Raw genomic sequence first — 22,536 nt, 5'->3', positions numbered from 1 at the left:
TAAGCTGAAAATGTTTCGATATCAGTACACTTGGGTATTTTTCTCAAATTTCCAAGTGCGAATGATCTCCAGTCGGTCCAGCCGCTGGCGCATCTCATTAGGGAAGGGCTCGAAGGGTGAAGCGCTCCTAACTGTCCGAACGGCGGCATCATCCAGTATTGAGTAGCCAGAACTTTTGAGGATCTCTAACTGCTTGACGCTCCCATCAGCGGCTAAAGTGACTAGCATCTGCAGACTGCCTTCAATGCCCTTGCGTCGCGCTTCGATAGGGTAGTTGAGATTACCTATCGTTTCGATTTTCTGACGCCAGCGCTCTAGATAGAGTGCATCAGCTTTGGCCAAGGTCGAAAGCGAAGTGACACGCCCCGTGCGTGAGCGACTCTCTAATTTTCGCTGCTCATCTTTTAAGCGCGCTTCCAAAGAGGCGATCTCCTCTGACGCTTTAAACAGAGCCGTTGAGTCGCCTGCTAAGGGATTCGAGGCGGTGGTCTGAATGGAATCAGTCTGTTGATTGGCTTTAAGCAGCGCTTGGGTGTTGGCTGCTAACAGCTCATTCGTCCCCGATTTCGCCTGTAGAGTACTATCGTTGACGCCCTCATCATTCGAAGGTGCCACGCCCGTTCCGGATTGTGCACTGATCTGTGCCGAGAGTTGGTTGATCTTGTCAGACCTGAACAGCGCAGGCTCAACAACACTCGCCTCTTGGTTCGTTTGTGAATCGCCCTGACCTAATTGATGATGCTGGGCTAAATAGGCTGGATCGATAGGGGCCTGTGGATCCTGATTTATCGCAAAGGTGATCTCAAGTGTTTTAGATGATTGCTCTGTTTTCAGTGCATCAAATCCGACCAAAAGTATGATCAGTGCGTGCAGAGCCAGTGCCAATACCAGCATAAAGCGCAGACGCTCATCGGCATCTGCACACCATGCAGCTGATCGATTGACCGGTTTTGGCGAGGCAGCTAAGTTCATTGCTGAGCGAGTTGCTCCTCTATGCAATCCATTAACTGCATGCCGATGTCCAAACCGAACTGATCATTGAGTTCACGAATACAGGTCGGGCTGGTGACATTGATCTCTGTTAGGTAGTCACCAATCACATCCAAGCCGACAAATAGAAGCCCTGCTTCGCGCAGTTTTGGCCCCACCTGTGCAGCAATCCAACGATCACGTTCGCTCAGTGGGCGGCCTTCGCCTCGCCCCCCTGCGGCTAGATTACCGCGAGTCTCTCCCTGACTGGGAATGCGTGCCAGTGCATAGTCGATAGGCTCGCCATTGATCATCAATATGCGTTTATCACCCTCGACAATCTCAGGGATGTAGCGCTGCGCCATAATGGTCTCTTGGCCAAATTTTGTCAGCGTCTCTATCACCACCCCTAGGTTCAAACCATCCTCTTTGATGCGGTAGATAGAGCTGCCACCCATACCATCTAAAGGTTTAAAGATGACGTCCTTATGCTCAGCATGAAAGGCTTTTAATCGCTCCTCTGAACGACTGACCAGTACCGGCGGGCAGCATTGCGGGAAGTGCGTAGCAAATAGCTTTTCGTTGAAATCGCGCAGGCTCTGAGTGCGGTTTACGATAAGTACACCGGCAGCTTCAGCAACCGCCAAAAGATGGGTGGTGTAGATGAATTCGTTGTCGAAAGGTGGGTCTTTTCGCATCAATATGACATCGAGCTCTGTTAGCGATAGATCTTGGTAGGCTTCACGTTCGAACCACTTGTTCGGGTTCATATCGACGCTAATCGGTGCCATACGAGCACGAACATCCCCATCTCTTGAGTAGAGATCGGACTGCTCCATATAGAACAGCTCCCACCCTTTCTGCTGCGCTGCCCAAAGCATCGCCAAAGAGCTGTCTTTTTTGTAGTTGATGTCGTCAATAGGGTCCATGACGATGCCCAGTTTAATGCTCATCTCTCGTTCCTTTTATGAGAAGTCGCCCCAGAGGTAATTTAGTACCGATGCCGCTGCGACGGGGGCGGTCTCTGTGCGTAATATTCGACTGCCCAGTAACCAGGGCTTAAATCCTTTTTGCAGTGCCAACTCGACTTCGCTCTCTTCTAAACCACCTTCCGGTCCAATCAGCAGTGCCACGCTGGAGGGTCTTGGCTCACTGTTCAGCGATGTGAGCTCAAGGTGTGGGTGAAGAATCAGTTTTAATTCGGCATCACACTGTTCGATCCACTCTGTCAGTGACATTGGAGCGCTAACGCTCATCGGCTTAGCCCGAAAACTCTGTTCGCTGGCGCTGATCGCGATCTGCTGCCAGTGAGCGGATCGCTTCTCTTGGCGATCGGCTGTTAGTTTGACCTCGGAACGATCCGTGAAAAGGGGGGTCAGGCTTTGTACTCCCAACTCTGTCGCTTTTTGCACGGCATAGTCCATGCGTTCACCGCGCGAAAGTCCCTGCCCAATATGAATGTCGATCGGGGATTCGCGATCATTCGGGTCGGCCGCAATGATCCGCACACTGGATTCACGCTTTGCCACGCTCGATAGCTCGGCCTGATAGTCAAAACCATCACCATTGAATAGTACGAGTTTGAACCCTTGCTTCATACGCAACACTTTCACTAGGTGATTGTGAGCGGCTTCTGGCAGTTCAATTTCTGTTCCGGTGCTCAGTGGTAGGTCTAGGTAGACACGGGGTATTCGCATACTGATTCTCTGGTTACTCTGCCACTGATTATGCCATGACAATTAGGGTGCGTCAGGCTGGATTTAGACACAAAAAAGGGCAGGCTTTCGCCTACCCTTAGCCACTATTAGTTGGCGATTAGACGCCTGCAGCTGATTTTAACGCGTCTGCTTTATCGGTCGTCTCCCATGGGAAGGCCGTGAAGGTGTCATCACCAACGGTCATCTCAAATGGATCACGACCAAAGTGACCGTATGCCGCTGTCTGGCGGTACATAGGGTGCAGTAGATCTAGCATGTTTGTGATTGCGTACGGGCGCAGATCAAAGGTCTCGCGAACCAACTCGATGATCTTCTCATCCGAGATCTTGCCAGTGCCGAAGGTGTTGATTGAAACTGAGGTCGGTTCTGCAACACCAATCGCGTAAGAGACTTGAATCTCACAACGATCTGCAAGGCCTGCAGCGACGATATTCTTAGCCACATAGCGACCTGCATACGCCGCCGAACGGTCCACTTTTGATGGATCCTTGCCAGAGAACGCCCCACCACCGTGACGTGCCATGCCGCCGTAGGTATCTACAATGATCTTACGACCCGTCAGACCACAGTCACCGACGGGACCACCGATAACAAATTTACCGGTTGGGTTGATGTGCAGCTTAGTGCCAGCATGCAGTAGATCAGCTGGCAGAACATGCTTGATGATCAGCTCCTGAACCGCTTCCTGAAGATCTTTCTGGGTGACATCTGGATTGTGTTGCGTCGAAAGAACAACAGCATCAATCGCGACCGGCTTACCGTTTTCGTAACGACAAGTCACCTGAGATTTCGCGTCTGGACGCAACCAAGGCAGCAAGCCTGATTTGCGGGCTTCTGCTTGGCGCTCTACAAGACGATGGGCAAAGGTAATTGGAGCAGGCATTAGAACATCGGTTTCGTTCGACGCGTAGCCGAACATCAAACCCTGGTCACCGGCGCCTTGATCTTCAGGTTTTGCACGATCGACGCCCTGAGCGATATCCACAGACTGTTTACCGATGATGTTGATCACACCACAGGTATCACCATCGTAACCCACATCTGAAGAGGTGTAGCCGATGTCATTAATCACGTCACGAACAAGATCTTCAAGATCAATCCAAGAGGTGGTGCTGATCTCACCAGAGACAATCGCAACCCCGGTTTTCACCATGGTCTCACACGCCACTCGTGCGTACTTGTCCTCTTTTAAAATCGCGTCTAAAACTGCATCAGAGATCTGATCGGCAATCTTATCTGGGTGCCCTTCTGAAACTGATTCAGAGGTGAAAATCGAATATTCGCTCATGAGTAAATCCTATGGGTTAGGTCGAGCCGCACATGCACAGCTCTCAAAATGTGGCAGCCATTGTAACCGGTTAAGAGTCGAGTTCTAAGTAAAAAGAGCTCTACTTCGATGAAACCTTTGATCATTACCCATGAAATTGAGTCATTTTAGCTAATGTCATTTGAATCTAAGCCCCGTCTGCGAGAGAATTTACCCCTCAATTTTTAATACCCCCCGCAGGAGTAGATTAATGTCATCTCGCCGTGAGTTAGCCAATGCGATCCGCGCATTGAGCATGGATGCTGTTCAAAAAGCCAAATCTGGTCACCCAGGTGCCCCAATGGGTATGGCGGATATTGCCGAAGTACTCTGGAATGAGTTCATGAAGCATAACCCAAGCAACCCTCACTGGTTTGATCGCGACCGTTTCGTACTGTCAAACGGCCACGGTTCGATGCTGATCTATTCCTTGTTGCACCTAACCGGTTACGACGTCAGTGCAGAAGATCTGGCTAACTTCCGCCAACTGCATGCTAAGACGGCGGGTCACCCAGAGTATGGTTACTGCCCAGGCGTAGAGACGACGACCGGTCCATTGGGTCAAGGTATCACTAACGCCGTTGGTATGGCTGTCGCTGAGAAGACACTAGCGGCTCAATTCAACCGCCCGGGTCATGAGATCATCGATCACCACACCTACGTGTTCATGGGTGATGGCTGCCTGATGGAAGGTATCTCACACGAAGCTTGTTCACTCGCGGGTACTCTGGGTCTTGGCAAACTGATCGCATTTTGGGATGACAACGGCATCTCGATTGACGGTGAGGTTGAAGGTTGGTTCAGCGATGACACCCCTGCACGTTTTGAAGCTTACGGCTGGCAGGTGATTCGTGGCGTTGATGGTCACGATGCGGAACAGATCATTGCTGCTGTTGAAGCAGCTCAAGCAAACGAAGATCAGCCAACGTTGATCTGCTGTAAAACAATCATCGGCTTTGGTTCGCCAAACAAGCAGGGCAAAGAGGATTGTCATGGCGCACCTTTAGGTGATGACGAGATCGCTTTGGCTCGCCAAGAGTTGAACTGGCCACACGCCCCATTTGAGATCCCAGAAGAGATCGCAGAGGGTTGGGATGCACGTGAAGCGGGAAGCGTTCTTGAAAACGAGTGGAACGAACGCCTTGCAGAGTACTCTGAAGCCTTCCCAGAGCTTGCTGCTGAGTTGATGCGTCGCCTATCGGGTGAATTGCCTGCCGATTTCTCTGAAAAAGCGGATGCTTGGATTGCAGAAGTGGCAGAAAAGGGTGAGACCATCGCGTCTCGTAAGGCTTCTCAAAACGCTCTAAATTCACTGGGACCTATTCTGCCAGAGTTCTTGGGTGGTTCTGCCGACCTAGCGGGCTCTAACCTGACACTGTGGTCTGGCTCTAAAGCAATTAGCGCTGATGATGCGAGCGGTAACTACCTACACTACGGTGTGCGTGAGTTTGGTATGAGTGCGATCATGAACGGCATCGCACTGCACGGTGGTTTCATCCCATACGGTGCGACCTTCCTAATCTTTATGGAGTACGCTCGTAACGCGGTTCGTATGGCGGCTCTGATGAAGCAACGCGCTATCTTTGTTTACACTCACGACTCTATCGGTCTGGGTGAAGATGGTCCTACTCACCAACCGGTTGAGCAGGTAGCTAGCCTGCGTATGACGCCTAACATGGAGACATGGCGCCCTTGTGACGCGGTTGAATCCGCTGTGGCTTGGCGTAACGCGGTTGAGCGTGCCGATGGTCCAAGTTCATTGATCTTCTCGCGTCAGAATTTGCCGCACCAATCTCGCAGTGGTGATCAGATCGCAGCGATCTCTAAAGGTGGCTACATCTTGCAAGATTGTGCCGGCACACCGGATCTAATCCTAATCGCGACAGGTTCTGAAGTTGAGTTGGCTATGGCATCAGCCGAAGCACTGACAGCAGAAGGCAAAGCGGTTCGCGTAGTCTCTATGCCATCAACTGATCGTTTTGATGCTCAGACTGCTGAGTACAAAGAGTCTGTTCTACCGGCTGCGGTTACAGCTCGTGTAGCGATTGAGGCGGGTATTGCAGACTTCTGGTACAAGTACGTTGGCTTTGGTGGCGCGATTGTTGGTATGGAATCCTTTGGTGAATCTGCACCGGCTGGCGAGCTCTTCAAGCACTTCGGCTTCACGGTAGAGAATGTTAAACAGAAGGCGCTAGCCCTCGTTTAAGTTGATCACGCTGGTTTTTAACCGGCGTTTTACTCTCTGAGAGGTGAGATGAGCTACCGAATAGCGATTAACGGTTATGGTCGAATTGGGCAGTGTCTGCTCAGGGCTCTGTTTGAGCGTGGCTTAGAGACTAAGCTTCAACCCATTGCGATTAATGAGTTGGCTGAGCCTGAGACGGTCTCCTATTTGACGCGTTATGACACGACGCATGGCCGCTTCCCGGCACAGGTGTCTCTTAAAGATGATCAGCTAGTTATTCGTGACCACGCCATCCAAATCTTAAATACTCCCAAGCCCGACCAACTCCCTTGGCGTGAAATGGGTATTGATCTGCTGATGGAGTGTTCTGGCTCGTTCAGTGACCGTCAAACAGCTGAGTTGCATCTGAAGCAGGGGGCCAAGCGCCTACTCTTTTCACAGCCCGCTACGGCTGAGGTAGACGCTACCGTTGTGTTTGGCTTAAACCAAGATTCAATAAACGTGAATCATAAAGTGGTCTCAGCCGCCTCCTGTACGACCAATTGTGTGATACCTATATTAGATCAGCTCGATAGGCATTTTGGCATTGAGCAGGGTGTGACCACGACGATTCACTCGGCGATGAATGATCAGCCAGTGATCGATGCTTACCATCACACCGATTTGCGACTAACCCGCAGTGCTCTGCAGTCGATTATTCCGGTGGATACAGGGTTGGCAAAAGGGATCGATCGCCTACTGCCGTCGCTGGAAGGGAAATTTAAGTGCCTCCATTTACGTGTGCCAACCCTTAATGTCTCACTGATGGATATGTCGATCAGCTTAGAGCGTGACACCACTGAAGAGGAGATCAACCAACTCTTTAAATCGCTCTCTGAAGGTCCGTTAAAAGGGTTGTTGGGATACACAGAGGAGCCGCATGCATCGACCGACTTTAACCACGACAGTCGCTCAGTCGTTGTTGATGGCACCCAGACTCGATTGTCCGGCAAGCGTTTACTGAAGCTGGTCTGCTGGTTTGATAATGAGTGGGGCTTTGCCAACCGAATGTTGGATATTGCTGAGCATTGGCTCGCACTGAAACAGAATTAATTAAATGATTGGAGAATAACAATGAACGTAAAACTGATGAAAGATTTGGATCTTGCAGGCAAACGCGTATTGATTCGTGAAGATCTGAACGTTCCTGTTAAAGATGGCAAAGTCACTTCCGATGCTCGTATTCGCGCCTCACTACCGACCATTCAGCTAGCGCTTGAAAAGGGTGCAACAGTGATGTTGATGTCACACCTTGGTCGTCCAACCGAAGGCGAATATGAAGAGCAGTATTCACTAGCCCCTGTAGCGGCCCACTTGGAAGGTCTGTTGGGTCGTGATGTTCCACTGATTAAGGATTGGGTTGAAGGTGGCTTTTCAGTAGAGCCGGGTCAGGTCGTTCTTCTAGAGAACGTTCGTTTCAACGCGGGCGAGAAGAAAGATAACGAAGAGCTATCTAAGAAGATGGCCGCGCTTTGTGATGTCTATGTCATGGATGCTTTCGGTACCGCGCACCGCGCACAAGCATCAACTCACGGCGTGGCACGTTTTGCGCCAATCGCCTGTGCAGGTCCACTGCTAGCGAATGAGCTTGAAGCTTTGGGTAAAGCACTAGATAACCCAGCGCGCCCATTGGTGGCTATCGTGGGTGGCTCAAAAGTATCTACTAAGCTTGAAGTACTTAACTCACTCTCTGAGAAGTGTGATCAGCTCATCGTTGGTGGTGGTATCGCCAACACCTTCTTGGCTGCAGCGGGCAAGCCCGTTGGTACGTCACTGCATGAAGCCGATCTTATTGATACTGCGAAAGCGTTAATGGCTCGCTGTGAAATTCCAATTCCATCGGATGTCGTGACAGCGACTGAGTTTGCAGAGAGTGCGGAAGCGATTACGAAGTCAGCGGACGACGTCGCCGACAATGAAATGATCTTGGATATTGGTCCAGAGACTGCGGGTCAGTTGGCACAAGTATTGCAGAATGCCGGTACCATCATCTGGAACGGTCCAGTAGGCGTGTTTGAATTTGATCAGTTTGGTAACGGTACGGAAGCGTTATCAAGAGCGATTGCTCAAAGTAACGGCTTCTCGATTGCAGGTGGCGGTGATACTTTAGCGGCAGTAGATAAATATTCTATTGCAGATGATGTATCCTACATCTCAACAGGCGGTGGTGCTTTCCTAGAGTTTGTTGAAGGTAAGGTACTGCCGGCAGTCGCTGTGCTTGAAGCACGCGCTAACGGTTAACAGCAAACGATTAATAGCAAATAGGTAAAAAATGGCTCTTATTTCAATGCGACAGCTGCTCGATCATGCAGCAGAGTATGGCTACGGCATTCCAGCGTTCAACGTGAATAACCTGGAGCAGATGCGCGCCATTATGGAAGCAGCTGATCGTGCCGATGCCCCTGTCATCGTGCAAGCCTCTGCCGGTGCGCGCAAGTACGCGGGCTCTAACTTCCTTCGCCACATGATCTTGGCAGCGATTGAGGAGTTTCCACACATTCCTGTCTGTATGCACCAAGATCACGGCACAAGCCCAGCAGTCTGTCAGCGCTCCATTCAACTAGGCTTCTCATCGGTCATGATGGACGGTTCACTGGGTGAAGACGGTAAGACACCGACCGACTACGACTACAACGTTGAGGTGACTCGTCGTACCGTTGAGATGGCTCACGCATGTGGTGTCTCTGTCGAGGGCGAGCTTGGCTGTCTGGGCTCACTAGAAACGGGTGAGGCTGGTGAAGAGGACGGTATCGGTGCAGTCGGTAAGCTTAGCCACGATCAGATGCTGACTGACCCTGAAGAGGCTGCGCAGTTTGTGAAAGCGACTCAGGTCGATGCGCTTGCCATTGCAGTGGGTACTTCACACGGTGCTTACAAGTTTACTCGCCCACCAACGGGAGACATTCTTGCCGTTGATCGTATTCGTGCGATTCACGAACGTATTCCTGGTACTCACCTTGTTATGCACGGTTCATCTTCCGTGCCACAAGAGTGGCTAGAGGTGATCAACCAGTTTGGTGGTGAGATTCCTGAAACTTACGGTGTTCCGGTTGAGCAGTTGGTTGATGGTATCAAGCACGGCGTGCGCAAGGTCAACATCGACACCGATCTTCGTCTAGCGTCGACCGGTGCTGTGCGTAAGTTCTTGGCTGAAAATACCGCTGAATTTGACCCACGTAAGTATCTAGCGAAAACGATTACAGCGATGTCTGATATCGCTTACGCGCGTTACGATGCTTTTGGTGCGGCGGGCAATGCTAGCAAGATCAAAGCGATCAACCTTGAAGATATGACAGAGCGTTACCTCTCAGGTGAACTGGACGCAAAAGTGAATTAATCCAAGTTCACTGGATATCAAGGAGGCTTAGGCCTCCTTTTTTGTCTCTAGTGTATGGATTCTGTATGCAACTTACTCCAGGGCTCGGTGATGTCGTACCAGATGACCGCACTGAAATACTCCATCTGTCCCGCTTCTAGCTGCTCATAGTTCACTTCAAAACTGTGTAGCGTTTGTAGGCCCTGTTGGTGGGTATGATGATCGACGATCTGAAGGGATTGCCACTCTCGCTGCAGTCCCATCTTGCGCAGGTGTTCACCCAGTAACTCCAGTAGATCAGAGTTGCCATTGATCGTTGAAGAGTAGACGACGAAAGGGGTCTCTGGCCAGCCTGTCCCCTCGGTTATGTTGAGCTGATAATCGGTTGTTCTGCGCATGATCTGATCCTTAATTGAATATAGTTACGTTTCATCACGCTGAATCGATTGGCGCAATGATAGAATACCGTCATAACCGAACGATGGAGCCATAAGATGGACAGCAAAACCCCCTTCTACTCAATGACGCCTGATCGTGTCATCGATGCGGTTGAGTCTCAGGGGTGGCTGAGTGATTTCCGTATCCTTGAGTTAAACAGTTACGAAAACCGCGTCTATCAAGTTGGCATCGATCAAGCTGATCCCTTAATTACTAAGTTCTACCGCCCGAACCGATGGAGTGATGCGCAAATCCAAGAGGAGCATGATTTCTGTTTTGAGTTGGCTGATGCCGATATCTCTGTCGTTGCACCCTTGAAAAATAGCGAAGGGGAGAGCCTGCTCAACTTTGATCAGTTTCGTTTCACCCTCTTTCCACGACGAGGAGGAAGGGCACCTGAACTGGATGATCCTGAACACCTTTATCAACTGGGTGTTGCCCTCGGCCAAATACACTCTGTTGGCGCAGCTAAGCCGTTTGTAGAGAGACCCTCTTTAGATGTCGATAGCTACGGCTGGCAGAGTCGAGAGTTGCTACTGTCTGAACATATTCCACAGAGTCTTCGTGCAGCCTATGAGTCGATTTCACAAGAGGTGCTCGATAGGGTAGAGAAGCGTTTCTCAGACTATTCAGACCTTGAATCCATTCGCGTGCACGGTGATTGTCACAGTGGCAATGTGCTTTGGCGTGATGATCGACCGCACTTCGTGGATTTCGATGACGCCCGTATGGCTCCCGCTATTCAGGATATCTGGATGCTTTTGACGGGCGAGCGCCATCAGATGGAGATGCAACTGAGTGAAGTGATTGCCGGCTATGAGGAGTTTTTTGAGTTCAATCCTCGCGAGCTCAACCTTGTCGAGCCACTAAGAACACTAAGAATGATGAACCACGCTGCTTGGATCGCAAAACGTTGGGATGACCCCGCCTTCCCTAAAGCCTTTCCATGGTTTAACACAGAGCGCTACTGGGGTGAGCATCTGCTCGATCTTAAAGTGCAGCTCTCAGCCCTCGATGAGCCTGTACTGAAACTGCTTTAGATCTTACGCGCTCGTGCTGGCTTCCCTTTAAGAGGACGCTGGCGCAGGATCTCGACAGCACGATCAGCCAGTGTTCTTGGCACGGCTACGTAACTGTTGAAGTCTTGTACGGTAATGTTGCCGATCTGATCGCCTTTGATCTCTTTTGTTGCGGTTAGAGCACCGACAATGTCTCCGGGGCGAATCTTATTCTTGCGACCCATTGAGATCGCAATGGTGCGCAGGTTCGATTGCAGTTTAATCACATTGTTAATCTGTGGGCGGGGCATCGGTTTAGCTTCCAGTGACAAACCAACTGCTGTATTGATCTTCTCTAAACGGAACCCATCTTTAGCGCCGACCAGAGAGATAGCTTGGCCCTTACGACCAGCACGGCCCGTTCGGCCACAGCGGTGTGTGTAGACAGCCGAATCACCGGGCAGGCTGGCATTGAGTACCAGATCAACCGAGTCGATATCCAAACCACGTGCGGCAACATCCGTGGCGATCAAAAATCTTAACGTGCCGTTACTGAAGCGAATCAGTACCTGATCACGATCACGTTGTTCCATGTCACCATGTAACACGCCCGCTTTTAGACCGTAAGAGCGTAGCTCTTGCCCTAACTGGTTACAGCTCTCTTTGGTATTACAGAAGATGATGGCGGATTCCGGCATTACGGACGTCAATACCGCCAAAGTGCCTTGCCCCATTTGAGTTCGATCGCACTGGTAGGCACGATGCTTAATCGTGCTGATATCGGGATCTTTGGCAGCGATGCGCACCTCTTTAGGGTTGCGCTGATACTCTTTACTCAGTGCTTGGATGTTCTCAGGGTAGGTAGCCGAAAACAGAAGTGTCTGGCGATCTTTCGGCATTTGGCCAAGGATACGATCTAGGTCATCTTGGAAACCCATATCGAGCATACGATCCGCTTCATCAAACACCAGTGTTGAGACTTGTGATAGATCGAGAGTACGTTTGCGCAGGTGATCAACGATTCGCCCCGGTGTACCGACGATGATGTGTGCTCCGTGCTCTAGTGAACCAATTTGCGGGCCGATAGGTTGGCCACCACAGAGTGATAAGATCTTGATATTACCGGGGTGGCGCGCGAGTTTACGAAGCTCATCGGCGACCTGGCCGGCCAATTCGCGTGTTGGGCATAGCACTAACGCCTGAATGCAGAAACGTTTGGGCTCTAGGCGCTCCACCAGTGGCAGACCAAAGGCCAATGTTTTACCACTTCCCGTGGCTGCTTGTGCAAGCAGATCAGTACCCTCAAGGCTGTAAGGAAGACTTGCAGCTTGGATCTCGGTCATCGACTCGTAGCCGATCGAAGCCAAATTGTTTAACTGGCCTTCAGAAAGGGGGAGGGATTTGAACGATTTAGATTTGCTCACGGGTATGCCTTCAACTTGATAGTGCGCGAAGTATACCAGAGCTGATATCAACTAGCGCCAATCTATTCCAAGCAGATTAGCGACCTCTTCAAGGGTGTGATTAATCTCAGCATCGATTTTGAGGTCTAGCATCTCATCGGCACGAGTCACTCCTTGCGTCAGCGCCGCTTGTGGAATCTGTTGTTGCCGTGCATGGCGGTTAAAGCGAAATCCGGAGAACACCTGTAGTGAAGTGCCAATACAGAGCAGCGCATCTGACCCCTCCAAAGCATCAATCGCACTGAAGACAGTCTCCTTGGGAACGTTATCGCCAAAATAGACCACTCGTGCCTTCATGACGCCACCACAATCAGGGCAGTTCGGCACATTGAAGTGACTAAAATCGGCTTCAAGGTCAGCATCCCCATCGGGTCTTGGCGACGAGAGCGGGACGTTAAACTCTGGATTTTCACGACGACACCACTGGTGCATCTCGTCTCGGGTAATCTCATGATCACACTCAATGCACGCCACAATATCAGCACGGCCATGCAGATCGACCACCTTCTGGCTACCCGCTTTTTGATGCAGACGATCGACGTTCTGGGTCACCAGCAGTTCAACGCGGTTCTGCTTTTCAAGTGCGGCCAGTATTTTGTGTGCGTTACTCGGCTGAGCATCACGCATCGTATGCCAACCGGCTAAGCTTCTTCCCCAGTAGCGTTGACGTACCGCTAACTGACTGATGAATTGACCATGCTGCACCGGTGGAGGCGATTGCCAGTTACCCTCCGCATCGCGATAAGCCGGAATGCCTGAGCCAGTACTGATGCCCGCTCCCGTTAGTATGAACAGTTTTGGGTATCGCTCTATAAAGTCGGCCAGCTGTTGGCTCTGAGGGTTAAATTTTGTCATCAATTGCTTTCTAAATGCTTGCTTATTCTCTGATTTAGGCATGAAATGCAGATCTTATCTTTTTGAGTTCATCCCTATGTCACCTGCTCAACCCCTAACTGAATTACAAACCTATGCAGATGAAGAGGTTCTATTTGAACAGATCGCCAATAACCTGCAAAGCCAAGGCTATGCCATCTGCCCAGCGTCACTGCCGATTGAGCTGGGGCAGGAGATCTGTGAACAGTTATACGGGCTAGATGAAACTGAGTTCACTGCCGCGGGTATCGGTCGTCAAGATCAGCACATGCACAATGAATTTGTGCGAACGGATCGTATCTGTTGGTTTACAGGCGAGACTCCGACAGGCGCTCGCTGGTTAGCTTGGGCAAATCGGTTACAAGGCTATTTGAACCGTCGTCTATTCCTAGGCTTGTTCTCATTTGAAAGCCATTTGGCTCACTACAGTGCTGGTGACTTCTATAAGCGTCACTATGATGCGTTCCGAGATCAGCGTAACCGGGTGCTGTCGATGGTCGTATACCTCAACCCTAATTGGGGTCCGGATGATGGCGGTGAGCTGGTGCTTTACCAAAATGATGCAGATACCGAAGGACTTAAAGTCACCCCATTAATGGGCACGGTTGTTCTGTTTTTGAGTGAAGAGTTTCCTCACGAAGTGTTACCCGCACAACGAGATCGCTACTCCATTGCGGGCTGGTACCGCGTCAACGGTACAACCCCAGATCGAGTCGATCCACCTAGATAAAAAAACGGGCCCTAGAGGCCCGTTTTTGATCGTGCGGAGTTATCTATTAACGAGCCGCTTTTAGCTCTAGACGACGTGCGTGTAGTGCTGGTTCTGTGTAGCCGTTTGGCTGTTTGCAGCCATCGATGACCAAGTCACACGCCGCTTTGAACGCGATGTTGTTATCGATGTCGTCGCACAGTGGCGTGTAAGTTGGGTCGTTCGCATTCTGGCGATCAACAACAGCCGCCATGCGTTTTAGAGTCTCCATTGCCTGCTCTTCTGAACAGATGCCGTGACGAATCCAGTTCGCGATGTGCTGACTAGAGATACGCAGTGTTGCGCGGTCTTCCATTAGGCCCACATCATTGATGTCTGGCACTTTAGAACAACCGATACCCGAATCAACCCAACGAACAACGTAGCCAAGGATACCCTGTGCGTTGTTGTCCAGTTCCGCTTGGATCTCTTCTGCACTCCACTGTGGGTTTCGCTCGACAGGGATGGTTAGGATATCGTCTAGTGAAGCGCGTTCGCGCTTAGCCAACTCTTCCTGACGACCGAAGACGTCAACCTTGTGATAGTGAAGAGCGTGCAGGGTTGCACCAGTGGGTGATGGAACCCATGCGGTGTTTGCACCCGACATTGGGTGGCCAATCTTCTGATCGAGCATGTTCGCCATCTGATCAGGCATCGCCCACATACCCTTACCGATCTGCGCTTTACCGCTTAGGCCACAAGCAAGACCGATATCTACGTTCCAGTTTTCGTAAGCAGCAATCCAAGAGGCTGCTTTCATATCACCTTTGCGAATCATTGGACCCGCTTCCATCGAGGTGTGGATCTCGTCGCCGGTGCGATCTAGGAAGCCAGTGTTGATGAAGACAACGCGCGAGCTTGCGGCACGGATACACTCTTTCAAGTTGATCGTTGTACGACGCTCTTCGTCCATGATGCCAACTTTAATGGTGTTCTCTGCTAGGCCTAGTGCCTGTTCAACGCGACCCATAAGCTCGTTGGTGAAGGCCACCTCTTCAGGGCCGTGCATCTTCGGCTTAACGATGTAGATAGAGCCTGTGACGGTGTTGTTGAATTTGCCATTGTGCTTCACGTCGTGGATAGAGATCGTTGACGTGATCATGCCATCCATGATGCCTTCAGGTACTTCGTTACCCTCTTTGTCGATGATCGCGTTGTTGGTCATTAGGTGGCCAACGTTACGAACGAACATCAAAGAGCGGCCCTTCAGTGCCATAGGCTGACCATCTTTACCGGTGTATTCACGATCACCGTTGATGGTACGAGTGAATGATTTGCCACCTTTTTCGATGGTCTCGCTGAGTGTGCCTTTGATCAGACCCAACCAGTTGCGGTAAACCAGCGTCTTATCTTCAGCATCAACCGCAGCAACAGAGTCTTCACAGTCCATGATGGTTGTTAGCGCCGACTCCATCACAATGTCTTTAACGCCGGCTTTGTCTTCAGAACCGATCTGGCTTGATGCGTCGATCTGGATTTCAAAGTGCAGACCGTTGTTGATCAATAGAACCGATTCTGGAGCTGCAGCATCGCCTTTGTAGCCAACGAACTGCTCAGGGTTAGCCAGAGCAACGGCTTGGCCACCAATGGTAGCTACCAGTGAACCCTCTGCAACGGTGTAGGCGGTTACATCAGCGTGTGAACCTGAGGCAAGTGGTGCGGATTCGTTAAGGAAGTCGCGGCCGAATGCGATTACCTTAGCACCACGGGCTGGGTTGTACTCTTTAGTGATCTCGGCACCGCCATCGGTAGAGATCGCATCGGTACCGTACAGCGCATCATATAGGCTGCCCCAACGAGCGTTAGCCGCGTTAAGTGCAAAGCGTGCATTCATTACCGGTACTACCAGCTGTGGACCAGCCATGGTCGCCATCTCAGGATCGACATTCGAGGTCGTGATCTTAAAGTCAGGACCTTCCTCAACCAGGTAGCCAATCTCTTTTAGGAAGGCTTTGTACTCAGCAAAGTCGTAACCATCCTGATGCGCGCGGTACCACTCATCCATCTGCTCTTGGATCTGATCACGTTTAGCCAGCAGTTCGCGGTTGCGAGGAGCTAGATCGTGAATAATTGATGCGAATGAGCTCCAAAATGCATCGGTGCTGACGCCTGTGCCTGGAAGTACTTCGTCGTTAACGAAAGTGTAGAGTTCTGTAGCGACCTGTAGGCCATTAACTTCGGTACGTTGAATCATAATTACTCCTGAGTTTCGCGTAGGCCGGCATCTTTTCGCCGATGGGGTCGCGGTTTCAATTTGTGCTATGCAACATTAAACGACTGCTGCTTATATGTAACCCACCTTTAGTCTCAAGTGTGAAATGTTCTATTTCATACTGTGGAAAATGGGTCTTTTTTTCGTAGTGTGAAATTAGAAATGAAAAAGCCCAGCATCGCTGGGCTTTGGTCACTCTTTAAAGTCGACTTAGAAGAGTCGGCGGCAGCGAATCGTGCCATCAATTTCAGACAGTTTTTCAACCGCAATTTTTGAGCTGTCAGCGTCGACATCGATCACAACATAGCCCACTTTTTCATTGGTCTGCAGGTACTGACCGACGATGTTGATGTCATTTTCCGAGAAGATGTTGTTGATCTTAGAAAGGACACCCGGCACGTTTTTGTGAACGTGAAGAAGGCGGTGTGCATTGTTGTGGCCAGGAAGAGCCACCTCTGGGAAGTTAACCGAGGTGATCGACGAACCGTTGTCAGAGTACTTAACCAGCTTCTCTGCCACTTCGTAGCCGATGTTCATCTGCGCTTCCATTGTAGAACCGCCCACGTGTGGAGTTAGGATGACGTTATCGAACTTGCGTAGAGGGCTAATGAACTCGTCGTCGTTTGAGCGTGGCTCAACTGGGAATACGTCGATCGCAGCGCCCAGTAGTTTGCCGCTCTCTAGCGTTTCACAGAGTGCATCGATATCAACCACGGTTCCGCGAGCTGCGTTGATTAGGATTGAGCCTTGCTTCATCGCTTCAAACTGGATTGGCCCCATCATGTTCTGTGTTGCAGCAGTCTCTGGAACGTGAAGCGAGACAACATCACACATGCCTAGAAGCTCGTGCAGAGTGCCGACCTGTTTCGCATTGCCCAGTGGCAGCTTAGTGATGACGTCGTAGAAGTAGACCTCCATACCCAGGCCTTCAGCCATAACACTTAGCTGAGAACCGATGCTACCGTAACCGATAATACCGAGCTTCTTACCACGCACTTCGAAGCTATTCTTAGCCGTTTTCTGCCAACCACCACGGTGTGCAACCGCATTTTTCTCTGGTACACCGCGCATCAGCATGATGGTCTCAGCAAGAACCAGTTCAGCCACAGAGCGAGTGTTTGAGTAAGGTGCGTTGAAGACCGCTACACCGCGTTCAGTCGCTGCTTGCAGATCAACCTGGTTGGTGCCGATACAGAAACAGCCAACTGCGACCAGTTTTTCGGCCGCATCAAATACTTTTTCAGTCAGCTGAGTGCGCGAGCGAATGCCAACGAAATGAGCATCAGCGATGCGCTCTAGTAGCTCCTCTTCTGGAAGCGAGCCGGTGTGGAACTCAATGTTGGTGTAGCCTTGCGCGTTCAATGTATCAACGGCTGACTGGTGCACACCTTCCAATAGAAGAATTTTAATTTTGCCTTTTTCTAGAGACGTCTCTTTGCTCATTTTTGCCACTCGATTCTGAGGTTTAACCACTAGGGCTTAAAAATTTAGGGGCGCGATTATAGCACAAACGGGCGATTGGTCGGCTTTTATACAATCGTAGTGGGCGAAATATTCTCAGGTTAAGCTGAAGAATTTTGATTTAACAGGCGCCATTTTGTTCTGAACGAATCTTTAGACATAAAAAAGCCCTCTTTAAGAAGAGGGCCTTTTAAAAATGCCGGTTAGCTGTAGTAGCAGAGGTAAGCAGTTGCTGTTGCTACTTTGACATCGAATGAGCTGTTAGCGGGAACATTGAACTGGCTGCCAGCTGGAAAGCTTTGGAATTCAGTGGCTTCAGGGAGGCGAACAACCAGTTCACCGTGTACCACCTTCATTACTTCGTTCTGGCTAGTGCCAAACGTATATTCACCCGGTGCCATAACACCAGAGGTCACAGGACCGTCGGCTGACTCGAAGCCGATCGATTTTACATTGTCATCAAAGTAAGAGTTAACTGACAGCATGGGTGTCTCCTAAAAAATTGAACGCAAATAGTATTCAGAGTTGTTGGGTTTGTCACTACCGATCTAAAGGAGTAGGCTTCGCCCATTCATTGCACGGATTGCAGATTAACCATGATTGAAGCGAACAGCCGCGAATATTGGCGTGCCACCTTGGCCCTCTGTTTAGGGTCGTTCATGATTTTTGCCAATGTCTACATCACTCAACCTCTCCTACCGACCCTAGCCGAAGAGTTTCAGGTCTCAGCGCTAGAGGCCAGTTGGACCTTCACCATCACTACGCTGACCTTGGGTCTATCCTTGTTGTTCTACGGTGCACTGTCAGACTCTTTAGGGCGTCGAGGCATCATGATTCTGACGCTGGCGGGTGTGATGGGCTGTGGATTTGCGTTGAGTCAGGTTGAAGGCTATCACCAACTTCTAATACTACGGGCCGCTCAAGGGCTTTTATTAGGTGGGTTGCCTGCCATTGCTATCGCTTACATGAACGATGAATTTACTCCACGCGCACTCTCTTTGGCGGTGGGTCTGTACATTGGCGGTAACACCCTTGGGGGAATTGGCGGTCGCTTAATTGGTGGCTTTGTGGGTGAGTCATTGGGGTGGCAAGGCGCCTTTCTAGTGATGGCGCTGATCAGCCTAGCCTGCGTGGCGACCTTTGTTTATCTGCTACCTAGATCGAAACGCTTTGAATCCAGACCGTTAAGAGTAGGCCCCATGCTACGATCAATGGGCGATCACCTCTCCAATCCGATGTTGCTGAGCGCGTATCTCATTGGCGGCCTCAACTTCTTTATCTTCATTAATCAGTACAGCTACATTACCTTCGTTTTGGCGGATGATCCCTACAACTTGCCTGCCAGTCTGCTGGGTATGTTGTTTTTGACCTATCTGACCGGCACTTTTGGCTCAGCCATTTCGGGCAAAGTGTCAGACTATCTTTCTCAGCCGAGAGCGATGGCGTTGGGTATTGCCATTTTAGCGGTGGGCAGTTGTGTCACTCTGTTTGATTCGCTCATTATGATCATCATCGGCTTCTTAATTAATAGCTTTGGCTTCTTCTTTAGCCACTCTACTGCCAGCAGTTGGGTCAGCAAGCAAGCAACGCATGCCAAAGCGAGCGCCTCTTCACTCTATCTACTCTTCTACTATCTCGGCGCTAGTCTGGGTGGTTTCTATCTGCAGCCCTTCTGGTCGATCTGGCACTGGCCAGGTGTGATTTTAGGCTCTTTGATCGTGTTAGTTCTGACCTTCAGCTACTCAATCCGCTTAGAGAGAAAACGTCAGGCCCTTGCGGGTTAGAGAACCTGACAGCAGTTTGCATCCAGAACGCTGTTTAACGCGTATCTTTTAATTTTGGACGCACCATGGCCGATCTTTTAATCATAGGCAGTGGCGGAATTGGTCAGGCGTTTGCTGAACAGTCCACCATTCGCAGCCCTGACACTCGAGTGCTCACAACTACAAGATCCTCATCGGGTGACGAGCCGATAGTCCTTGATCTAACCGATACTAATACTTTTAAGCCCTGTATCGATCAGTTGAAAGAGCTTGAATTTGATCCCGTTAGAATCATTTTTTCTCAAGGTTTGCTGCACAACGAGACTCAACGTCCAGAGAAGTCTCTGCGCGAAATAGATCTTGATTGGATGACACAAGTAATGCAGGTCAATGCCCTCGGCCCAATGGCGTTTCTGGCCCAGTTGATGCGTCTTATTCCGCGTCAGTCAGAGCTGCAGATCGCTTTTCTATCGGCACGTGTTGGCAGTATTTCCGATAACCAACTAGGCGGTTGGTACGGCTATCGAGCATCTAAAGCGGCTCTGAATATGCTGATTAAAACCCTCAGTATCGAACTTGCAAGAACTCACCCTAAGGTTCAACTGTTGGCGCTGCACCCAGGTACAACCGATACAGAACTATCTAAACCCTTTCAGGCCAGAGTACCGGAAGGTAAACTCTTTACTACGACCTTTGCCGCCAGTGCGCTACTGGATGTTATGGAGAGTGCTCGCGGGGGGCAGAGTGGTCAATTTTTAGCTTGGGATGGCTCTTCAATACCCTGGTAAGCCTTTAAGGAGTTTGTATGCTTTGGATTAAGATGTTTCACATTCTGGCGATGACGAGCTGGATGGCCGGTATTTTCTATCTACCTCGTATATTCGTGCACTATGTAGAGGGTAAGGCTGCAGGGCAAGATGTTGCGCGCTTGTCGATTATGGCGTCAAAACTCTACGGTTTTATGACCATTATGGCGATTTTCACACTGGGCTTAGGGCTCTGGTTATGGCTAGGATATGGCTTTAGCGGTGGCTGGATGCACGCTAAATTGCTGTTTGTTGGTTTTTTGATCGGTTTCCATTTCTGGTGTCGATCTTACTTACAGAGACTAAAGCGCGATGAGCTTACTCAGAGTGGCCGTTACTTTCGACTCTTTAATGAGTTACCACTACTCATCTTCGTGCCGATACTTATCTTTGTTGTTGTGAAGCCTTTCTAAGCGCCTTTTAACAACCTCTCTAAACGGCGCTCGATCAACTCAGCTCTCTGCTTCAGTTGTCGAGTGTCGTCAATAAACCCTTCAAACTCAACGCGCGTTGGCAGCAAGTTGATCTCCTCTTGGAGGTACTCTTTGGCGGTCGTTGTCAGAGTCTGACGACTGCTGTTTGCCCACTCGATCGACTGATTGATCGGCTTCATAACTATAGCGGCAGGAAGATCACCGATTTGATCTGCTAACCAAGCTTCCCAGTCTAGGCTTGGGTTATCAAATGCGTGAGAGAGGCGTTGTAGCAGCGCGGAATCGCCTTTTACCTCGACGCCTTGGCCGAACATGACGCTATTGGGGTCATTCAGCAGTTTAAGCAGACCTGAGGCTGCTCCCGTTAAATGAGTGGTAGGTTCGCCATCGAATTCACGCATGACGGCGACTTGGTCATCGCTAAAAATCAGTGTGATTCTCAGCTCTTGTGGTATCAGGGTGATTCCTAAACTCTGACCGGCGAGCTTGCTGAGCGTGTTACGAGCGCTAGGACGCGTAGCGAGATAAGCGTTTATCGCTGATTCAATGGAGCCTGTTAGAGTCGCATCGATCAGATTCATAAACCTCTCCTCTCAACCGACTCTGTTAGGGTTTAATCCCAGTGTGAAGTGCGACAATGCCTTGGGTCAGGTTGCGGTAACGCGTCTGAACAAAGCCGGCACTGTCCATCATCCCTTTCAGAGTCTCTTGATCAGGATGCATGCGAATCGATTCTGCCAAGTAGCGGTAGCTTTCGGCATCGTTAGCAATCAACTGCCCCATTTTCGGCAGTAGATTAAAGGAGTAGAAGTCGTAGGCTTTTGTCAGTAGTGGGTTCTCAGTTTTAGAGAACTCCAACACCATCAATTTACCGCCTGGCTTCAGTACCCGATTCATAGAGCGCAGTGCAGCGTCTTTGTCGGTCACGTTGCGGAGGCCAAAGGCGATGGTGATGATATCGAAGGTGTTGTCTTCAAAAGGGAGGCATTCGGCATTGGCTTGAACGTACTCAACGTTGCCCGCAACGCCTTTATCGATCAGTTTGTCGCGACCCACTTTTAGCATGGAGTCGTTGATATCCGCCAACACCACCTTGCCTGATTGGCCAACGATCTGTGCAAAGCGGCGTGTTAAATCACCTGTTCCGCCAGCGATATCGAGAATTTTATGTCCAGGACGAGCACCGGAACTTTCGATCGTAATGCGCTTCCAAATACGGTGAATACCGCCCGACATCAGATCATTCATCACGTCATACTTAGCGGCTACCGAGTGAAATACGTCGGCAACACGGTTAACTTTTTCATCAACCGGTACCTCTTGGTAGCCAAAGTGCGTGGTGTTTTTCTGATTGTCTGACATGGGGTTGGATCCACTTAACTGTTCAATGGGGCTATTGTAACGACTGAGTGGGAGCTTGTCGTTAACCTATCGCAATCATTCCGTTGTCTCGGCTAGCACCGGCTGCATCAAGTCGAGCGAGATAATCACTCCAATACTGCTGTTGATTGTGCGCTAGGTCGTGGAGGTAGGCCCAGGTATAGAGCCCAGAGTCGTGCCCATCATCAAAGATCAGCTTCAGAGCATAGTTGCCGCTTGCTTCGACACCTTTAAGTCCAACCAAGCGCTTGCCAGTCTGAAGGACCTCTTGACCAATGCCATGCCCACGAACCTCTGCAGAGGGGCTATGAACACGCAAAAACTCGGCGGTCAGCTCATAGTTGCCATCTTCATAAACCAACTCAAGAGTCTTAGAGCGCTTGTGAAGATGGATCTGTTTAGGCATGGGCACAGAACTCATGGGGTA

The 22,536-nt window shown here is 50.3% G+C and carries 22 protein-coding genes; 9 read left to right on the top strand and 13 right to left on the bottom strand.

What is annotated here, in order from left to right; translation table 11 throughout:
* Positions 1–21 precede the first annotated feature (21 nt).
* The 4 genes from XMD579_RS03540 to metK all read right to left on the bottom strand — a co-directional run bounded on the left by XMD579_RS03540 (position 22) and on the right by metK (position 3,975).
* Positions 22–972, bottom strand: coding sequence for an energy transducer TonB (locus XMD579_RS03540; RefSeq protein ID WP_173488986.1), 951 nt, complete (start codon positions 970–972; stop codon positions 22–24).
* Positions 969–1,922, bottom strand: coding sequence for a glutathione synthase (gene gshB, locus XMD579_RS03535; protein ID WP_173488987.1), 954 nt, complete (start codon positions 1,920–1,922; stop codon positions 969–971). Before gshB ends, XMD579_RS03540 begins: the two co-directional genes overlap by 4 nt.
* 12 nt (positions 1,923–1,934) lie before the next feature.
* On the bottom strand, positions 1,935–2,666 hold the full coding sequence (locus XMD579_RS03530) for a 16S rRNA (uracil(1498)-N(3))-methyltransferase (protein WP_173488988.1): 732 nt from the start codon (positions 2,664–2,666) through the stop codon (positions 1,935–1,937).
* 118 nt (positions 2,667–2,784) lie between these two features.
* The gene (gene metK / locus XMD579_RS03525; protein ID WP_173505832.1) at positions 2,785–3,975 is read right to left on the bottom strand and encodes a methionine adenosyltransferase; all 1,191 of its coding nucleotides are present in this window, start codon (positions 3,973–3,975) and stop codon (positions 2,785–2,787) included.
* 229 nt (positions 3,976–4,204) lie between these two features.
* Here metK and tkt point away from each other — a divergent pair, with 229 nt between their 5' ends.
* From tkt to fba, 4 genes are read left to right on the top strand one after another with little or no spacing between them, the layout of a single operon-like run.
* On the top strand, positions 4,205–6,199 hold the full coding sequence (gene tkt, locus XMD579_RS03520; protein WP_173505831.1) for a transketolase: 1,995 nt from the start codon (positions 4,205–4,207) through the stop codon (positions 6,197–6,199).
* A gap of 48 nt (positions 6,200–6,247) precedes the next feature.
* Positions 6,248–7,270: a type I glyceraldehyde-3-phosphate dehydrogenase gene (locus XMD579_RS03515; RefSeq protein ID WP_173480082.1), complete on the top strand. Its 1,023-nt coding sequence runs from the start codon at positions 6,248–6,250 to the stop codon at positions 7,268–7,270.
* Positions 7,271–7,291: 21 nt separating this feature from the next.
* Positions 7,292–8,458 carry a phosphoglycerate kinase gene (locus tag XMD579_RS03510; RefSeq protein WP_173480083.1) on the top strand — a complete coding sequence of 389 codons (1,167 nt, stop codon included), beginning with the start codon at positions 7,292–7,294 and terminating at the stop codon, positions 8,456–8,458.
* Between the two features lie 31 nt (positions 8,459–8,489).
* On the top strand, positions 8,490–9,554 hold the full coding sequence (fba, locus tag XMD579_RS03505; protein WP_173480084.1) for a class II fructose-bisphosphate aldolase: 1,065 nt from the start codon (positions 8,490–8,492) through the stop codon (positions 9,552–9,554).
* A gap of 47 nt (positions 9,555–9,601) precedes the next feature.
* Here the strand turns inward: fba and XMD579_RS03500 are convergent, their stop codons facing one another.
* A complete protein-coding gene (locus tag XMD579_RS03500; protein ID WP_173480085.1) occupies positions 9,602–9,931 on the bottom strand; it encodes a hypothetical protein in 330 nt (109 codons plus the stop codon).
* A gap of 96 nt (positions 9,932–10,027) precedes the next feature.
* On the opposite strand from XMD579_RS03500, the gene XMD579_RS03495 reads away from it, so the two are divergent.
* Positions 10,028–11,011 carry a serine/threonine protein kinase gene (locus XMD579_RS03495; RefSeq protein ID WP_173505830.1) on the top strand — a complete coding sequence of 328 codons (984 nt, stop codon included), beginning with the start codon at positions 10,028–10,030 and terminating at the stop codon, positions 11,009–11,011.
* On the opposite strand, the gene dbpA is transcribed toward XMD579_RS03495, so the two are convergent.
* Positions 11,008–12,393 carry an ATP-dependent RNA helicase DbpA gene (gene dbpA / locus XMD579_RS03490; RefSeq protein ID WP_173505829.1) on the bottom strand — a complete coding sequence of 462 codons (1,386 nt, stop codon included), beginning with the start codon at positions 12,391–12,393 and terminating at the stop codon, positions 11,008–11,010. The two genes, XMD579_RS03495 and dbpA, sit on opposite strands and share 4 nt — an antisense overlap.
* A 51-nt stretch (positions 12,394–12,444) precedes the next feature.
* Complete coding sequence (locus XMD579_RS03485) at positions 12,445–13,287, bottom strand: NAD-dependent protein deacetylase (RefSeq protein ID WP_173505828.1); 843 nt, start codon at positions 13,285–13,287, stop codon at positions 12,445–12,447.
* A 76-nt stretch (positions 13,288–13,363) separates the two neighbouring features.
* Here XMD579_RS03485 and XMD579_RS03480 point away from each other — a divergent pair, with 76 nt between their 5' ends.
* Positions 13,364–14,035 (top strand): 2OG-Fe(II) oxygenase, encoded by a 672-nt coding sequence (locus XMD579_RS03480; protein WP_173505827.1) that lies wholly within the window; start codon positions 13,364–13,366, stop codon positions 14,033–14,035.
* A 46-nt stretch (positions 14,036–14,081) separates the two neighbouring features.
* Here XMD579_RS03480 and XMD579_RS03475 read toward each other — a convergent pair whose 3' ends face one another.
* The 3 genes from XMD579_RS03475 to XMD579_RS03465 all read right to left on the bottom strand — a co-directional run bounded on the left by XMD579_RS03475 (position 14,082) and on the right by XMD579_RS03465 (position 18,211).
* Complete coding sequence (locus XMD579_RS03475) at positions 14,082–16,247, bottom strand: malate synthase G (RefSeq protein WP_173505826.1); 2,166 nt, start codon at positions 16,245–16,247, stop codon at positions 14,082–14,084.
* Between the two features lie 228 nt (positions 16,248–16,475).
* Positions 16,476–17,708 carry a phosphoglycerate dehydrogenase gene (gene serA / locus XMD579_RS03470; RefSeq protein ID WP_173505825.1) on the bottom strand — a complete coding sequence of 411 codons (1,233 nt, stop codon included), beginning with the start codon at positions 17,706–17,708 and terminating at the stop codon, positions 16,476–16,478.
* A 221-nt stretch (positions 17,709–17,929) separates the two neighbouring features.
* Entirely contained in the window at positions 17,930–18,211 is a 282-nt protein-coding gene (locus XMD579_RS03465; RefSeq protein WP_173480092.1) for a pyrimidine/purine nucleoside phosphorylase, read from the bottom strand.
* A gap of 111 nt (positions 18,212–18,322) precedes the next feature.
* On the opposite strand from XMD579_RS03465, the gene XMD579_RS03460 reads away from it, so the two are divergent.
* The 3 genes from XMD579_RS03460 to XMD579_RS03450 all read left to right on the top strand — a co-directional run bounded on the left by XMD579_RS03460 (position 18,323) and on the right by XMD579_RS03450 (position 20,708).
* Positions 18,323–19,510, top strand: coding sequence for an MFS transporter (locus tag XMD579_RS03460; RefSeq protein WP_173480093.1), 1,188 nt, complete (start codon positions 18,323–18,325; stop codon positions 19,508–19,510).
* A gap of 65 nt (positions 19,511–19,575) precedes the next feature.
* Complete coding sequence (locus tag XMD579_RS03455) at positions 19,576–20,277, top strand: SDR family NAD(P)-dependent oxidoreductase (protein ID WP_173480094.1); 702 nt, start codon at positions 19,576–19,578, stop codon at positions 20,275–20,277.
* 17 nt (positions 20,278–20,294) lie between these two features.
* Positions 20,295–20,708 carry a CopD family protein gene (locus XMD579_RS03450; RefSeq protein ID WP_173480095.1) on the top strand — a complete coding sequence of 138 codons (414 nt, stop codon included), beginning with the start codon at positions 20,295–20,297 and terminating at the stop codon, positions 20,706–20,708.
* Here XMD579_RS03450 and XMD579_RS03445 read toward each other — a convergent pair.
* From XMD579_RS03445 to XMD579_RS03435, 3 genes are all read right to left on the bottom strand, one after another.
* Positions 20,705–21,310: an SCP2 domain-containing protein gene (locus XMD579_RS03445; RefSeq protein WP_173505824.1), complete on the bottom strand. Its 606-nt coding sequence runs from the start codon at positions 21,308–21,310 to the stop codon at positions 20,705–20,707. The two genes, XMD579_RS03450 and XMD579_RS03445, sit on opposite strands and share 4 nt — an antisense overlap.
* A gap of 25 nt (positions 21,311–21,335) precedes the next feature.
* A complete protein-coding gene (gene ubiE, locus XMD579_RS03440) occupies positions 21,336–22,091 on the bottom strand; it encodes a bifunctional demethylmenaquinone methyltransferase/2-methoxy-6-polyprenyl-1,4-benzoquinol methylase UbiE (protein WP_173480097.1) in 756 nt (251 codons plus the stop codon).
* Between the two features lie 61 nt (positions 22,092–22,152).
* Entirely contained in the window at positions 22,153–22,530 is a 378-nt protein-coding gene (locus tag XMD579_RS03435; protein WP_173480098.1) for a gamma-butyrobetaine hydroxylase-like domain-containing protein, read from the bottom strand.
* Positions 22,531–22,536: the final 6 nt, after the last annotated feature.

Source organism: Marinobacterium sp. xm-d-579 (assembly GCF_013282935.1).
Classification (GTDB): domain Bacteria; phylum Pseudomonadota; class Gammaproteobacteria; order Pseudomonadales; family Balneatricaceae; genus Marinobacterium_E.
Note: the sequence above shows the minus strand (reverse complement) of the source record. Positions and strands in the feature narration are given on the sequence as shown.